This window comes from Streptomyces sp. NPDC000878, assembly GCF_053599695.1.
This window is the reverse complement of sequence record NZ_JBSFMT010000040.1, coordinates 24,458-39,496: the sequence shown is the minus strand read 5'-3', so window position 1 is coordinate 39,496 and position 15,039 is coordinate 24,458. Positions and strand designations below refer to the sequence as shown.

At 69.9% G+C, this 15,039-nt stretch carries 13 protein-coding genes and 3 pseudogenes; 7 read left to right on the top strand and 9 right to left on the bottom strand.

From position 1 onward, the window contains the following. Nucleotides 1–551: 551 nt before the first annotated feature. From ACWDR4_RS29895 to ACWDR4_RS29870, 6 genes are all read right to left on the bottom strand, one after another. Nucleotides 552–914: a nuclear transport factor 2 family protein gene (locus ACWDR4_RS29895; RefSeq protein ID WP_450413208.1), complete on the bottom strand. Its 363-nt coding sequence runs from the start codon at nt 912–914 to the stop codon at nt 552–554. A 219-nt stretch (nt 915–1,133) separates the two neighbouring features. After that, on the bottom strand, nt 1,134–2,144 hold the full coding sequence (locus tag ACWDR4_RS29890) for an aldo/keto reductase (RefSeq protein WP_450413207.1): 1,011 nt from the start codon (nt 2,142–2,144) through the stop codon (nt 1,134–1,136). A 95-nt stretch (nt 2,145–2,239) separates the two neighbouring features. Beyond that, on the bottom strand, nt 2,240–3,049 hold the full coding sequence (locus ACWDR4_RS29885) for an alpha/beta fold hydrolase (protein WP_450413206.1): 810 nt from the start codon (nt 3,047–3,049) through the stop codon (nt 2,240–2,242). A 327-nt stretch (nt 3,050–3,376) separates the two neighbouring features. Further along, nucleotides 3,377–4,483: an NAD(P)-dependent alcohol dehydrogenase gene (locus tag ACWDR4_RS29880; RefSeq protein ID WP_450413205.1), complete on the bottom strand. Its 1,107-nt coding sequence runs from the start codon at nt 4,481–4,483 to the stop codon at nt 3,377–3,379. Between the two features lie 89 nt (nt 4,484–4,572). Next, nucleotides 4,573–5,517, bottom strand: a complete 945-nt coding sequence (locus ACWDR4_RS29875; protein ID WP_450413204.1) for an NADPH:quinone reductase — start codon at nt 5,515–5,517, stop codon at nt 4,573–4,575. Nucleotides 5,518–5,555: 38 nt separating this feature from the next. Then, nucleotides 5,556–6,602: an alcohol dehydrogenase catalytic domain-containing protein gene (locus ACWDR4_RS29870; protein ID WP_450413203.1), complete on the bottom strand. Its 1,047-nt coding sequence runs from the start codon at nt 6,600–6,602 to the stop codon at nt 5,556–5,558. Nucleotides 6,603–6,804: 202 nt separating this feature from the next. Here ACWDR4_RS29870 and ACWDR4_RS29865 point away from each other — a divergent pair, with 202 nt between their 5' ends. Beyond that, nucleotides 6,805–7,260: a hypothetical protein gene (locus tag ACWDR4_RS29865; RefSeq protein ID WP_450413202.1), complete on the top strand. Its 456-nt coding sequence runs from the start codon at nt 6,805–6,807 to the stop codon at nt 7,258–7,260. 141 nt (nt 7,261–7,401) lie between these two features. Here ACWDR4_RS29865 and ACWDR4_RS29860 read toward each other — a convergent pair whose 3' ends face one another. Further along, complete coding sequence (locus tag ACWDR4_RS29860) at nt 7,402–7,905, bottom strand: MarR family winged helix-turn-helix transcriptional regulator (RefSeq protein WP_450413201.1); 504 nt, start codon at nt 7,903–7,905, stop codon at nt 7,402–7,404. Nucleotides 7,906–8,003: 98 nt separating this feature from the next. Between ACWDR4_RS29860 and ACWDR4_RS29855 the strand changes: the two are divergent. Beyond that, nucleotides 8,004–8,084: pseudogene (locus ACWDR4_RS29855) on the top strand (malonic semialdehyde reductase); the annotation flags it as partial. Between the two features lie 56 nt (nt 8,085–8,140). On the opposite strand, the pseudogene ACWDR4_RS29850 reads toward ACWDR4_RS29855, so the two are convergent. Next, a pseudogene (locus ACWDR4_RS29850) lies at nt 8,141–8,383 on the bottom strand (AMP-binding protein); the annotation flags it as partial. Between ACWDR4_RS29850 and ACWDR4_RS29845 the strand changes: the two are divergent. Continuing rightward, nucleotides 8,298–8,618, top strand: a pseudogene (locus ACWDR4_RS29845) (zinc-binding dehydrogenase); the annotation flags it as partial. The pseudogenes ACWDR4_RS29850 and ACWDR4_RS29845 sit on opposite strands and share 86 nt — an antisense overlap. Before the next feature lie 383 nt (nt 8,619–9,001). Here the strand turns inward: ACWDR4_RS29845 and ACWDR4_RS29840 are convergent. Beyond that, nucleotides 9,002–9,469, bottom strand: coding sequence for a MarR family winged helix-turn-helix transcriptional regulator (locus tag ACWDR4_RS29840; RefSeq protein ID WP_450413200.1), 468 nt, complete (start codon nt 9,467–9,469; stop codon nt 9,002–9,004). A 250-nt stretch (nt 9,470–9,719) separates the two neighbouring features. Between ACWDR4_RS29840 and ACWDR4_RS29835 the strand changes: the two genes are divergently transcribed. The 4 genes from ACWDR4_RS29835 (at nt 9,720) to ACWDR4_RS29820 (ending at nt 15,029) form a co-directional block, all read left to right on the top strand. Further along, nucleotides 9,720–10,898 (top strand): luciferase domain-containing protein, encoded by a 1,179-nt coding sequence (locus tag ACWDR4_RS29835; RefSeq protein WP_450413199.1) that lies wholly within the window; start codon nt 9,720–9,722, stop codon nt 10,896–10,898. Nucleotides 10,899–11,022: 124 nt separating this feature from the next. Then, a complete protein-coding gene (locus tag ACWDR4_RS29830; protein WP_450413198.1) occupies nt 11,023–11,628 on the top strand; it encodes an ester cyclase in 606 nt (201 codons plus the stop codon). A 271-nt stretch (nt 11,629–11,899) separates the two neighbouring features. Continuing rightward, nucleotides 11,900–13,504: a GMC family oxidoreductase gene (locus tag ACWDR4_RS29825; RefSeq protein WP_450413197.1), complete on the top strand. Its 1,605-nt coding sequence runs from the start codon at nt 11,900–11,902 to the stop codon at nt 13,502–13,504. A 526-nt stretch (nt 13,505–14,030) separates the two neighbouring features. Further along, entirely contained in the window at nt 14,031–15,029 is a 999-nt protein-coding gene (locus ACWDR4_RS29820) for a LacI family DNA-binding transcriptional regulator (protein ID WP_450413196.1), read from the top strand. The last annotated feature ends 10 nt before the right edge of the window (nt 15,030–15,039 follow it).

Below are 15,039 nucleotides of genomic sequence, written 5' to 3'. Positions count from 1 at the left end.
TGCGGCCCAAAGCCCAGCGTGTTCGGACTGTGCCGTCCGCCGGCCTCCCAGCCCGCGTACTGATCAAGAAGCTGGTTCTGCCACACCTTCACGATCTATGACACCGGGACGGTCACCCTCGCCGGAACGGCGGTCAACCGTGGGGACGGGCGGGGTGGAAGAGCCGGTCGAACGGGTGGGCCACCGCGTCGGGTGCCACCGGCGTTCATGTGCGAGCAACGACGACGGTGGGCGGGACAGGCTGCCGCAGGCGTCGACCACGGGCAGCACCTGAGACCGATCTGGTGGTCGATCAGCAGGAGGACCGAGTTCTCAGGACGCCGTCGGCGATGGGGCTGACGATGTCGTCCGTGCGGTCGGACATGACGGCTCCTCCTGAGGAGCCGGTGGCGGGGCGGCCTGGTGCCGTCGGCACTGATTGTCTTTTGTGGTCGCGGCGTCCGGTCGGAGGGCGCGGTGGGTGCGACTGCATGCCCGCGGTCGGCCCGCCCAGGATTCCCTCGTCGATGACGACGGGCGTTCGGGCGAGCCGGTCGCGGCCGTACTGATGGCTACTGGTCGTTCGGGGGCAGGGCGTAACGGACGGTCTGGGCCTGGATGAGTCCGTCGCGGAAGACGAAGGTGTCGACGCCGTGCTCGGCCCGGTTGGTCCCGGACCTGGCCGACCACTCCAGGAAGAGCACGTCGCCCCCGAACAGTGTCGTCTTCATCTCCCAGTCGGCCTGCGGAAGATCCTTGAACAACTGGGCGAACCCCTCGCGGATGCCGTCCCTGCCCTGCCTCACGCCCGCGGGGCTGATCTGCACCGCGTCTTCGGCGAAGTTCGCGACGAGCCCGTCCAGATCCTCTGCGACCAGGGCCTGACCGTGGCTGGCGTAGATCTCCTCGGGTGTACGAGTCGAGGTGTTTTCCATTGCGTTGCCTTTCTGGAGTGAGCACAGGGCGAGGGGCGGATACGACGGTCAGCGCGGCCGCGACCACGCATGGGACGCGGCCGGCGTCGCAGCGGCATCATGGCCACTGCCCTCAACGTGATCGGACAGCCGTAGGCGCTGCGACCGGCTTCACCGCACGCCGTACGTGGAGCCGGCCCCGGGCCTCGGGACGGCGCCGACGCGCCGGGCGGGAGCCTGTCACGCCGGGACGGGCGCGTCCTCGGGAAGGATTCCCTCGCTCTTCAGTTCCTGCCAGAGTTCCGACGGCACGGGCGCAGCCATGAACTCGGCGTTCTCGCGGGCCTTCTCGGGGTACTTGGCGCCGGCCAGGACGGTGGCGACCACAGGGTGAGCCGCGCCGAACTGGAGTGCCGCCGCCCGGATGTCGACGCCGTGGTCGGCGCAGATCCGCTGGATGCGGTCGCGCTTCGCGAGCATCTCCGGTGCGGCCTCGGTGTAGTCGTAGTGGTTTCCGCCGGCCAGGATGTCGGAGTTGTAGACACCCCCGAGCATGACGGAGACGTTGCGCTCGGCGCACAGGGGGAAGAGTTCGTCGAGCGCCGGCTGCTCCAGGAGCGTGTACCGTCCGGAGATCTGGATCACGTCGGGGTCCGCCTCCTTGAGCGCCCTGATGCCGGGCTCCACGACGTTGTTGCCCAGGCCCCACGCCTTGATGACACCCTGGTCGCGCAGTTCGGACAGGGCCCGGAAGGAGCCGTTCAGGGCCAGGTCGAAGTGTTCCTCCCACGCGTCGCCGAGGTGATCGGAGCCGAGATCGTGCACGAAGACGATGTCGATCTCCGAGATGCCCAGCCGCTGGCAGCTGTCCTCGACCGAGCGCATGGCGGCGTCGTAGCCGTAGTCCACCTCGATGTGGAAGGGCAGACTCTCCTTGAAGATCAGGGACTCGCTGGCGCCGGGTCCCTGTCCGTGCACGATCTGCTTCGCGGGGTTCACGTAGGTGCGTACCAGTCGTCCTACCTTGGTGGCGAGCATGAAGTCCTCGCGGGGGCGGCGGCGCAGGAAGTGGCCGAAGCGGTGCTCGCCCAGGCCGAGACCGTAGCCCGGCGCCGTGTCGAAGCACCGCACGCCGGTCTCCCAGGCGGCGGCCAGGGTTGCCTCCGCGGTCTCGTCGTCCACGGGCGCGTACATGTTGCCCAGGGAGGCGCCGCCGAATCCGAGGGGGCCCAAGGGCCTGAATGCGTTCATGTGCGAGTGGCCTTTCTCTGTGGTCGGGCTGTCGTGTGGGGGAGCGAAGGCCCGTGATGCGTGACGTGATGAGGGGCTGACAGTGCGGTCGGCACTCACGCCGGCAGCGTGCGCACGAAGTTCAGGATTTCCCGCGCCAGCAGGGCGGGAGCGGTCCCGGCGGCGTCATGGCCCTGGCCCGGCAGGTCCACGAGCCGTGCGTCGGGGAGCACCTGCTGGAAGCGCTGTGCGCCCTCCCTCAGCCAGGCGGGGCTGTGCTCGCCCCGCAGTACCAGGGTCGGGCAGGTGATCTTGGTAAAGGGGGCGCGCTCGCTGTCGAACGCGTTCAACGCACGCATCTCGCGGGCCCATGTCGGAGCGAACGCGGTGCGCACCTTCCACGCGGGGCTGCTCCGGAACGCCGAGATCTCCTCCTCGGGAGCCTTCACGAAGGCGCGCATGCCAAGAGCGAGGGCCTCGTCCGGATCGCCGGCCGCCAGCAGGCCGTCGTACACGGCGAGAGCCTCCTCATCGGCGACGAGGCCGGGCGGAAAGAAGGGGGGCTCGTAGAGAATCGCGGCCGCGGGGGTGTGCTCCAGGGCCAGGCTGCCCGAGAGGAAGCCACCGAAGGAGTGGCCGAACAGGATGGCGTCGGGTCCGGCCGGCTCCAGGACGGCCGTGACGTCTTCCCGCTCCCGTTCCACGGAGTACTGGGCGGCGTCCTCACTGCGTCCGTAACCGCGGCGGTCGAGGCGGTGGACGGTCATGTGGTCCGCCAGGCCGTCCACCACACGTTGCCAGTCCGCCGAGGTGCTGAGGGAGCCGTGAACCAGCACCAGAGGGCGACCCCGGCCGGTGACGGTCACCGAGATTCGGGTGCCGTCGGCAGAGGTGACGAATGTCTGTCGGGAGTGTGCTTCGGTCATCGATGGTTCCTCTCACGCCGCCGATCCGCGAGAGCGGGCCGGCGATGCGGTAACGCTTCGTCACATCGAAGCGATGTTCACGCGTTTCGATGTTCATGAGCCGCCACGCGCACGGGGTCGATTCGGGTCCGGCTGGAACGTCGCTGGTCACGGCGCCGGTGGTCGTCGGCTCGGGGTGGCGCGGATCTGCGACGGAAGACCGTGCGCGACGGTGAGCGTGGCTTCGTCGTTCGTCGTCGTGGTGGTTCGGATCGTCGTGCCGGGCGGGCGTAGACAGCTGAGGCCTGTGCCCGCCCACAAGCTCGACCACGGTTGTGGCCGACGGGCTCAGAAGACGACGACGGGCTTGATGACCTTGCCGCTCTCGGAGTCGGCGAAGGCCGTGTTGATGTCGTCGAGGGTGTAGGTCTCGACGAGCTTGTCGAAGGGGAAGCGGCCCTGCTGCCAGAGTTCGACGAGCCGGGGGATGAACACCTGGGGCACGGCGCTGCCCTGGACGATCGTCTTGAAGGTCCATCCCTTGACGAGGGAGGCACCGATCTCGAAGTTGACGTCGGTGCCGGGCTTTGCGGCGCCGACGAGGGCGAGGGTGCCGCGGATGGCGAGGGCGGAGGCGGCCTGGCGCAGGACGGCGGGGACGCCGGTGGTGTCCAGGGCGTAGTCGATGCCGTCGCCGCCGGTGATCTTCGCGATCTCGGCGGCCACGTCGGCGGTGGCGGGGTTGACGGTGTGGGTGGCGCCGATCTCGTCGGCGAGTTCGAGCCGGGAGTCGTGCAGGTCGACGCCGATGATGGTGGTGCAGCCCGCCACGCGACCGGCCATGATGGCGGCGGATCCGACCGCGCCGACGCCGAAGACGACGAGGGAGGATCCGGCCTCGGGGCGCAGCTCGTTGAGGACGGCGCCGGCGCCGGTCTGCAGGCCGCAGCCGAGGGGGGCCAGGGTGGCCAGCGGGGCTTCCGGGGAGACCTTGATCACGCTGGTCTCGACAACGTTGGCGTAGGTGGCGAAGGACGACTGGCCGAAGAAGTGCGAGGAGACGGGGCCCTGGTCGTTGGACAGGGACGTGGACCCGTCACCGCGTGTGCCGCCGAAGTCCTGGGCCATCAGGTTCTCGCAGTAGGCCACCAGCCCGGCGCGGCACTTGCGGCAGTGGCCGCAGTAGGCGGCGGACAGGACGACGTGGTCGCCGGGGGCGACGGTGGTGACGGCGCTGCCGACGGACTCGACGATGCCGGCGCCTTCGTGGCCGAGGACGGCGGGCAGCGGGGTGGGGTAGATGCCGTCGCGCACGATGGCGTCGGTGTGGCAGACGCCGGTCGCCACCATGCGGACCCGTACCTCGTCCGGCCTCGGGTCGTCGAGCTGGAGCTGCTGGATGGTCAGGGGCTCACCGGTGCCGGGAACGACAGCGGCGGTGACGGTCGTGGACATGGGTCTCTCTCTTCGTGGTGCGGAAACGGGTTTCGTGTGGAGGAGTGGTCTGTCGGACCCGTCCCTCGGGGAGGCTGGCGAGCCCTTGGTCAGAGGCGGAGCAGTACCCGCCCGGGCGTACCCCGCTCGACGTGTTCGTGCGCGATGGCGACGCGGTCGAGGGAGAGCCGCTCCGAGACGGCGATCCGCAGGCTGCCGTCGAGGAGCGCGGCGGTGAGTTCGGCGGCGGCGTGGGCCTTCACCTCGGGGGCGAAGTCGTCGCTGCCCAGCAGGCGGAGGTTGGTGTCGGCGAAGCCGAGCGGCCAGTAGGGGATGTGCGGCCGGGCGTCCGCCGAGTAGGAGGAGCTGATGGTGGCGCCGACGGCGATGATCCTGGCGTTGAACTCGAGGTGCGCGGCGAAGTCGACCTCGGCGATCCGGTTGACCCCCTCCGGGGCGGCCTCGCGGACATCGTCGAGAAGGTGCGGACTTCCGGTGAGGAACACCTCTTGGGCGCCGAGACCGCGTACGAAGTCCCGTTGCGCGGGGGTGCGGACGACGGCGATGGAACCGACCCCGCCGGCCGCTCCGTACACCAGGACGGTCAGTCCGTGCGGCGGGCCGTCGGCGAACAGGGCCCGGTACCCGGTGATGCCCGCGATGCCGAGGCAGGCGGCCTGGTCCAGGAGGTGGCTGTCCGCGTTGTCCGGGAGTCTCACGGCGAGAGCGTCGGGAACCACGCAGTACTCGGCGGCGGTGCCGAACGGCCGGTAGGACCGGGCGCCGTAGCACCACACCTGATGACCGAGCCGTTGCTCATCGACCCCGGAACCCACGGCGTCGATCACGCCGGCCCCGTCGCTGTGCGGGATGACCCGGGGGAACGGCATGGGTGCCCCTGGCGGGCCCCAACGCTTGCCCACATCACCGGGGTTGATCCCCGAGGCGCTGATGCGGATACGGACCTCGCCCGGCCCGGGCTCGGGATCCGGCAGATCACCGACCTCAAGAACCTCGCGGGCTCGGCCCTTGCGGTCGTACCAGGCTGCGCGCATCGGAATACCTTTCGGCGGGGGGTGTCAGAGAGAACGGTTCAGTGGTCACGACCGGCTTCGCCGTCGTCCTTGAGGCCGGAGGGGGTCAGGACCACGACCTTTCCGCTGACGGTGTTGGTCTCCACGGCGTGATGCGCGTCGCGGATCTGGTCCATGCGGTAGGTGCGGGCGGGGCCGAGGTCGAAGGCGCCGTCGCTCATCCGGTCCAGACAGCGCTGCAGCACCGGTGCCGGCAGGTCGGCGGAGCCGCCGCTGTAGGACGTGAGCCGTACACCGCGGGGGATGTACGCGATGGGGTAGAAGTCGCGCACGGTCCACTGGTCGGAGAGCATCCCGGCGAAACAGACCGTTCCGTGGACCCGGGTGGAGAGCAGGGTGTCGGGCAGGGTCGGAGTGCCCACGAGTTCCAGCGCGGCGTCGACTCCGCCCGGCCTGATCCGGTGGACCTCGTGCGCGATGGCGCCGTCGTCCAGTACCGGATGGTCGACTCCGTAGGCCTTGAGGCTGTCGAGCCGGCCGGGCTGCCGGGTGGTGGCCAGCACGGTGGCACCCAGGTCGTGGGCCAGGGCCGCCGTCGCGAAGCCGAGGGCGGAGGTGCCTCCCCGGATCAGCAGGCTCTGACCGGGCTGCAGGTCCAGCCCCGAGGTGAGGGAGCCGTGGGCGGTCTGCAAGGTCTCCGGTACGGCGCCCAGGGCACCCCAGGGCAGTGAGGAGTCGAAGGGCACCACCGCGCTGCGCGGCACGACCGTGTACTCGGCGTACCCGCCGTTGTAGGCACGGCCCATTCCGCCCATCAGCGCGGCGACCCGCCGGCCGGGACGCAGATCGCTGCCGGGAGCGGCATCGACGACCCCTACGGCCTCCAGACCGGGCACGATCGGATACCGCACGCCTTCGGCGACGCCGGTGCGCATGTGGTGATCGGAACGGTTGAGGCCGAAGGCCTTCACCGCGATCCGCACCCAGCCCGGTCCGGGCTCGGGGACCGGCAGGTCGCGGATCTGCAGATTCTCGACGGGTCCGGGCTCGGTGAGCACGACCGCGCGCATCGTCCTGGTGATGGTCGATCCCTCCTCGGGGAGCACTTTCTGACGTGACTGGCGTGCTGCCCCGCCACGGATTCGCAGGCACGCGACCCCGAGAGCTAATAGTTGTCTTAGCAACTATACTCATAGCAATGATTCTCCTCGCAAGGTCACCCGCGGGGAGTCGTACTGATCACCTGTGTGGCGCGTGTGACGCTCAGCTCGTCCCGGGTGATCCGCAACCAGGGCAAGGGGGCAGGTCATGACCACGGCTGTCATCGGAGCGGGCAACGTCGGAGCTCGGCTGGCGCGGGGCAAGATCGTCGTCGACGCCTCCAACCCGCTCGCCGCCGGCGGCAAGGGCGGCTTCCGGCGCACGCTCCCCGAGGGCGAGGCCTCCGGTCGGCTCGTGGCCGCCCTGGTCCCGCAGGGCGCGTACTTCGGCAAGGCTTTCGGCACGCTGGGCGCGGAGTCGCTGAGTGCCGACGCCAATCGGGAGCCCGAGCGCGCGGTGCTGTTCTGTGCCACCGACGACGTGGCCGCCGAGTCGACGATCGAGTCCCTCATCTCGGCGACTGGCTTCACGCCGCTGAAAGCGGGCGGTGTCGTGGTCTCCGGGCGGATCGAGGTCGGCGGCGACCTGCACCAGTTCGGCGGGCTCAATGGGCGGGTCGTAGGCCTCGCCCAGGCGAAGGAGGCCCTGGTCGCCGCGAGCTGAGCGCGTCGTTCGGGCAACGTGCGGCGCCGTGCACGCCGCCGCACGCACTCGATGTGCGTGGACGACTCGTGCGGCTGTTTCCGGTACGAGGCGAATACGGGCCGCGGGCAGGTTGCCGGACCGCCGCCTCGGCGCCGGGGCTCAGGGCGTGTCTCGTCCGTCGGGGTGGTAGTGGCGCAGCTCCGTGCTGCCGGGGGCGAGCTTCGCGATGACCGAGCCGAACACGGTGGCGAGTACCCGGGCCTGTTCGGGGCTCGTGTGCGCGGCGAAGTGATCTCTCACGCCGGCTGCGTGCACCGGCCAGGCGTCCTCCAGTGCCTCGAGCCCCCGGCCGGTGAGAACCGTGTACCAGGACCGGCGGTCGCTGCTGCTGCGCTCCCGTGCGACCAGTCCGCGGCGCTCCAGTGAATCGACCAGGCGGGTCAGACCGCTTCGGCTGTAGACCACGGCCCGGGCCAGCTCCGCCATCGGCAGCCGCCGATCCGGTGCCTCGGACAACTGGACGAGGACGTCGTAGTCGATCAACGACATCTCCGCATGCTCCCGCAGGTCCGCGTCCAGGCGTGCCACCAGCAGTGCGTGCCCCTTGAGAGTCGCGCGCCAGGCGTGCTCCCGATCGGCGTCCAGGAAAGGTTCTTCTGCCACACGGGAATGCTACTCAGCCAGATAGTTGCCATGACAATCATCTTTGCGTCAACGATACCTTTGCGTGCGAGGGACCCTGCGTACTTGACTCCACCGCTCTGGATCTCCTGTTCCGTGACGCCCACACCGTGCACGCCTTCACCGACGAGCAGGTGACCGACGAGCAGTCGTCGGCGGTGAAGGCTCGCGCGTTCTGCTCGGCGGCCCGGTAGTGGCCAGCCGGTGTGTAGGGGCCGCGGGTCAGCAGCAGACCGAGCTGTCCGTCGGGGAGGTCGTGGCCGGGCTCGTCGACGATCCGCACCTCGGCGTCCGGACACATGGGCCGCCCCTGAGTCGTACACACGATGTCGTCCGGGTCGTCGATCCGGGTGTAGTCGAGCAGCCCCTCGGCCATGCCGAAGACCTGCTGGAGCGTCGCCGTGAGCACGGGCTTCGCCTTGTGCGCCAGTGCCGATCCGTGCTCGGCGACGTGCTCCATCCAGCTCCGTCCGCCGGCCGGATCGTCCTGCGCGGTCTCCGGTGCCGGCACGGTGGGCCTGGCCGCGATCATGGCGGCCCGGGTCGCCGGCTGCACCACGACCGTCGCGGTGGACGTACACGACTCCCGCCTGGAACTGGCGAAAGAACTCGGCGTCACCCATACGGTCAACGGGCGCAGCACCGACGTCCCCGAGGAGCTGATGCGGATCACCTGCGGCAGCGGTGTCAACAACATCCTCGACACCACCGGCATCCCCGGCGTACTGGCCCCGCTGGTCGGCGCACTTGTCCATCCGGGGCACGCCGGCCCTGGTCGGAGCCGCTGCGCCCGGCACCGAGACACCGTTCGAGACCGGGCAGTCCCTGGTGAAGGGGTGGACGTTCAAGACCATCGTCCAGGGCAGCTACGTGCCCCACCTGTTCATCCCGCGACTGGTCGAGCTGTACGGGCAGGGGCGCTTCCCCTCGACAAGCTCATCCGGCACTGCAAGTTCGACGACATCGACACGGCGTTCGCGGAATCCGCGTCCGGGGCCACGGTCAAGCCGGTCGTCGTCTTCCGACTCTCGCAAACCACTTGCCCGGCGGTGGGCGGAAACAGCGCCACGCCTGGGCGTCATGGCAGTCGGGGCAATCGGGACCCGGCCTCGCGTACCCGGTCGAGCACGGCGTCCAGTGAGGCCAGGTCCTGTGGGGTGAAGCCGTCGAAGGCCTTCCGCAGGTTGCGGGCGTGCACGACGGCCGCTCGGTCGAGTGCCTCGTACCCGGCGGCGGTGATGCCCGCGTAGGAGACACGGCGGTCGGTGGGACACGGGCGCCGCTCGACGTACCCCGCCGCCTGCATGCGGTCCACCAGGCGGGTCACGCCGCTGGTGGTGAGCGCAATCTGGTCGGCCAGAGTGCTCATCGTCAACTGTTCCCCCTCTGACCGGGCCAGTCGGATGAGTACCTCGAACCAGACATGCGGCAGCCCGGCCTCGGACTCCATGGCGGATCCGAGCCATTGCTCCAGTCGGCTGTAGGCCTCGACCAGGCGACCGAAGGTGGTGATCAGCGGATCGTCGATGGGAGTCGCGGAAGACATGTCGACGATCCTACCCCCGAGAAATTTGCTTAGTCAGATATTGTGCAGTCGAGCATTGATGGTTACCGTGTCAATATCTGACTAGTCAATGAATGGGGTCTGTCGTGCATGCCGCGATCTCCGGAGTGGACAAGGCGGGCTCCGCCCTCAGTGAGGCAGCGGTCGCCGGACCGTACCCGCCGCGAGTCAAAGCCGGTGCTGGCAGTCCTGGTGGACGCTGCTCGGCCCGACCGGCTGAGGAGAACCGGTCATGACGACTGACGCTGACAGGTCGAGGTCCCCGTTCGGGCCCCCGATCGTGGTGAGCCGGGGCGACGCGGTGGCTCCGCTGGTCGTGCTGCTGCACGGCCGCGGTTCGCGCGAGAGCGAGATCATGGCGCTCGCTGACGTGTTGCCGTCCGGGTTGTCGTACGCCGCCGTACGCGCACCCCTCGCGGAGGGGCCCGGGTTCGCCTGGTTCGCAAACCGCGGTATAGGCCGCCCGGTCGCGGAGTCCCTGCGCGCCACCATGGACTGGTTCAACGCCTGGCTCGACGAGATCGCCCCGCCCGGTCGTCCGGTTGTGCTGGTCGGCTTCAGCGGTGGCGCGGCGTTCGCGGGCGGGCTGGTGCTGGACAACCCGGAGCGGTTCGCCGGGGCCGCGATCCTCTACGGCACATTGCCCTTCGACGCGGGCGTGCCCACCACGCCGGCGCGGCTCGCCGGGGTGCCGGTCTTCGTGGCCCAGGGTGAGCATGACCATGTCATTCCGCGTGAACTGCTCGACCGTACCTGGCGCTACCTGACCGAGGAGTCCGGGGCGTCGACGATCGCCCGGCAGGACCCGGTGGGGCACGGCATCGCCACCGGCGCGCTCGCGGTCCTCGCCGGCTGGCTCGCGAAGCGGGCCGACTGCCTGGCCCGCCACGGATTCCCCGACCGGGAGCCGGCTCGCTGGCCGATTCTCCCCGACGGGCTTCCCGACCGGGCCGGGCCTCGGCCACGCATCAGCGTGACGATTCCCCAGCAGCAGATCTCGGACAACTCGCCGCAGGAACTGCAGGAGAAGTTGTTCGCCCGGCTGAGCGCGCTGGCCGATGTCGGTACCGGGCAGTCGGCGATCTCCGTTCCCGGAGCGCGAGGCTTCATGTTCACGGGAGCGCGCACCGGCGGGTCCGAAGAAGCCTTCCTCGTGCCGCAGGTCCGGGAGTTCGCCCATCTTCACCCCGGACACGACGGTTCGCTGCACGTCGCACTGCCGGTCGGCCTGGCGGCCGACGCCGTCCGGCACGGCTGGGCCGTCGCCCATCCCCTCGCCGGGATCAGGCTCACTCCGGGCATGGTGCTGGTCTACGGGCCTCGTGACGAGCGTGAACTCGACGTCGTCACCGCCATCGTGAGCGCCAGCCACGCCTGGGCCACGGGGGAGTTCTCCCCGACCGCGGGCTAGCGGAGCGCCGGGCTTCCCGCACAAAGCCACATTCCGACCGGGCCGTCACGGCCCGGGGCCTTCGTCCGAAGGTTCACCATCAGCGCTCGTCGCGAGCGTTCATCACGAGAATCGAGAACTCACCATGGAGCGTCGTTCCATGCTCAAGGGTGGAGCCGCCGCCGCGTTCGGCGCGCTCGCCATCACCGCTGTCACCAGCGGCGAGAGCCTGGCACAGGCCGGCACGCGGTACCCGGGCCTGCTCCCGGACCCGGCCACCACGCCGGTGCCGAACCCGCCCTTCCCGCACAACCTCACCCGTGCCGAGCGCAAGCACCTGGAGACCTTCGACGAACTGGACTTCGAGGTGTTCACCCACGCCGACTGGGCGCGACTGGGGGAGAGCCACGCGCAGAACATCCGCGCGCACTGGCCCGACGGGCACTACACCGACGGCATCGACAAGCACATCGCCGACCTCGCCGCCCTGTTCGTGTGGGGGCCCGACACGCGGATCCTGTCGCATCCGCTGCGGGTGGCGAAGAACGAACTGACCTGCGTCACCGGTGTGATGGAGGGCACCTTCACCCGCCCCATGCCGGACGGGAACGGCGGCTTCATCCAGCCGACCGGCAAGAAGTACGCCATCAACATGGCCACGGTCGGCATCTGGAACCGGCGGGGCACCATGGACGAGGAGTTCCTGTTCTGGGACAACCAGAGTTTCTACTCGCAGATCGGCCTCGGCTGAACCGGTGAGCGCGCACCGGCCGGGGAACCGCCACCTGGCCGGTCCGTCGGTGGACACGGGCCGGTTCGGGTCGCGACGCGGGGTCGGCGGTTTCCTCCGGTGACGTCGGTCTCCGGTGATGTCGATCCCTCGCCGGGTCAGCTGCGGACGATCGCTGCGAGCCGTCTCCACCAGAAGAACATTACGGACGATATTCCCCGACATCGAACAGATGTGCGCGTGGGTGTGGTGGGTTCCCCAACCACGCGCCACAGGCAAGGAGTTGCTTCACATGTCCCGTCCCCATTACGTCATCGTCGGCGCCGGAACGGCCGGCCCCGTCATCGCCGCCCGACTGACAGAGGACCCCGGCGTCGAGGTCGTCCTCCTGGAGGCCGGCAAGGAGAACACCAACGAGGCCAGTTACACCCAGGGTGCCTTCTTCGCGCTGCACGGCAGCGAGGCCGACTGGCAGTACGAGACCACCAAGCAGCCGGGGATCGGCGGCCGCTCCATCACCCACCCGCGGGGCAAGGTCGTCGGCGGCTCGTGTGCGCTGAACATCGGCGCGTGGCTGCGCGGCACCCTGGGCGACTACGACGTGTGGGCCGAGGAGGGAGCCGAGGGCTGGGACGGAGCGCAGGCCCTGAGCACCTACCAGCGTATCGAGGACACCGACCGTGGCCCCTCGCAGTGGCGCGGCTCCGGCGGCCCGATGACGCTCACCGACGTAACCTCGCCCACCAGCCTCCCCGACGTCCTGCTCGAAGGCTTCACCGAAGCCGGCTACGGGCCGCGGGGCGACGTCGCCGGTGCCAGCCCTTATGTCGCCGACCGCTACCAGACGATCTTCAAGGCCCGCACCCGCCGCACCCCCGCCGACGCCTACCTCACCGAGGAGGTCCGTGCCCGCCCCAACCTCCGCATCGTCACCGAGGCACTGGTCACCAGGATCGTCTTCGACGGAACCCGGGCCACCGGCCTCGTCTACGAGCAGGGCGGCAGTGAGCACACCCTCGACGTCGAGCGTGAGGTCGTCCTGTGCGCCGGTGTCATCAACACCCCGCAACTGCTGATGCTCTCCGGCGTCGGCCCGGCCGCGCACCTGCGCGAGCACGGCATCGGCGTCGTCGCGGACCTTCCCGGCGTCGGCGAGAACCTGCACGACCACCCCGTAGCCCCGGTGGTCGCGGTCGCGCCCGCCGGCGTCGGTGGCTCCTACCAGGGCAATCCCCTCTCCGAGGAGTCCTTCGCGCAGTGGCGCCTGGACCGCAGCGGCCCCGCCGCCTTCTTCTCCCAGAACGGCGTCGGCTTCGTCGCCCGCACCTCCGGCTCCCCCGTCCCGGACTACGAACTGCTCTTCGACTACAACCCCGACATCAGCGACGACAACCCGGTCGCCGGAGCCACCGGCGGTGACCAGCGCAGCGGTTACAAGGTCTGGGCGGTGTTGCTGCACCCCAAGAGCCGCGGCACCCTGCGGCTGGCCTCCGCCAGCCCTCACGACAAGCCCGTGATCGACCCCCAGTACCTCAGCCACCCCGACGACCTGCGGGACCTCATCGAGGCGATGCGCCACGCACAGAAGGTCACCCGGTCGCCGTCCCTCGCCCCGTACACCGAGACGGTCTACCCCGCTGTCGGTGCCTCCGACGCGGAGTTCCAGGAGGCCATCCTCAAGACCATGTACACCACCTTCCACCTGGTCGGGACGGCCCGGATGGGCGACCCCTCCGATGAGCGGACCGTGGTAGACCCGCAGCTCAAGGTCTGCGGTGTCACCGGGCTGCGGGTGGCGGACGCCTCGGTGATCCCCACGCTGATCAGCGGACACACCATCGCCCCGAGCGTCATGATCGGCGAACGCGCCGCCGAGCTGATCCGCGGCGAGGGCTGACGCCCGGCCCCGCGCATCCACCTCCAGGCATACATCCTTCGTACGGTCCGTGTGTGGACACCCAGTAGGTGACGGGTGCGCGGGTGAACGGACCGGTGTTCCACGAACTGTCCTCGTGGAACACCGGTTCCCGGCTGCGCCTGTACCCGAGCCGGTACCGGTCAGAAGGAGGAGGCGGGGAGCAGGGGGCGAGGGCCGGGTCACGCGTCGTGGCACGTCGACCGACTCGGAGCGGGTTCGGCCCACCACGGTGGCGAGATGACGTGTGAGCCCCTTCGGCCCTGTCGCAGGCTCTGCCGTACACCCGAAGCGGGTGTGGCGAACACGGAGCGGCCGACGCCGTCGTGTGCGTTGTCGACGATTCACGGTGAGCGAGACCGGTGCGGCGATGGTCGCAGTCGACGCAGCAGCCTTGTCACCGGGTGTTTCGTCCTGTTGGCTGGCGGCGGAGTTTCGAGTGGCAGCTCAAAGGCGAGGCGCACGAGTGACAGGTCGGGGCAGGACGCGCGAGGACGCGCAGTACGGATTGCTGACCAGCATCGCCTGTGAGGCGGGAGTGTCGCTGAGCACCGTGTCGAAGGTGGTGCACCGGCGCCCCGACGTCGGTGCGGCGACGCGATCACGGGTCGAGGAACTGCTGGCGCGGCACGGGTACGTCCGCGCGGGGGAGCGTGATCCCGTGGCGCCGCGGCAGATCATCGCGGTGTTCCGGGACCTGTCGGGGCCGTACACGCTGGAAGTGGTCCGCGGGATCGTGGACGCGGCGGACGAGATGGGCGTGGACGTCGTGACCGGGACGACCGGTCATCGTTCGATCTCCCAGTGGCTCGAGGAGTGCGTGGCACTCGACGCGGCGGGCCTGATCATCGTCATCTCCATGCTGGCCGAGGAAGACCAGCGCCGGATCGTCGAGCAGCGGCTGCCGGTGGTGCTGATCGACCCGCTCAGCGCGCCGAGCCACGACATCCCGAGCATCGGGGTGACGAACTGGAGCGGGGCCAGGGAAGCGGTGCAGCACCTGCTGGAGCTCGGGCACACCAGGATCGGCATGGTCGCGGGCCGCTCGCACTCGCTGGCCGGGGCCGCGCGGCTGCACGGGTACCGAGCCGCGCTGGAGGAGGCGGGGATCGCGTACGATCCGGCGATCGTGCGCTCGACCGACTTCGACTTCGAGGAAGGGCTGCTCGCCAGCCTGCAGATCCTGCGCTCCGCAGATCCACCCACCGCCGTCTTCGCGGCAAGTGACGCGCAGGCGCTCGGCGTCCTGGAGGCCGCCCGTCAGCACGGGCTCAGCGTCCCCGAGAACCTGGCGGTCATGTCCTTCGACGACACCCTCGTCGCGGCCATGGCCTGCCCGCCGCTGAGCGCGGTACGCCAGCCGTTCCAGGAACTGGGCGCCGAGGCCACCCGGGTGCTCGTGCAGCTCGCGGAAGGCCGCCCGCCCGCGTCGTCCCGGATGGAGTTGGCGACGGAACTCGTGCTGCGCACCTCGACGGCGGCGCGCCGCCCGGTCGGGACGGAGTGAGCGCCCTCGA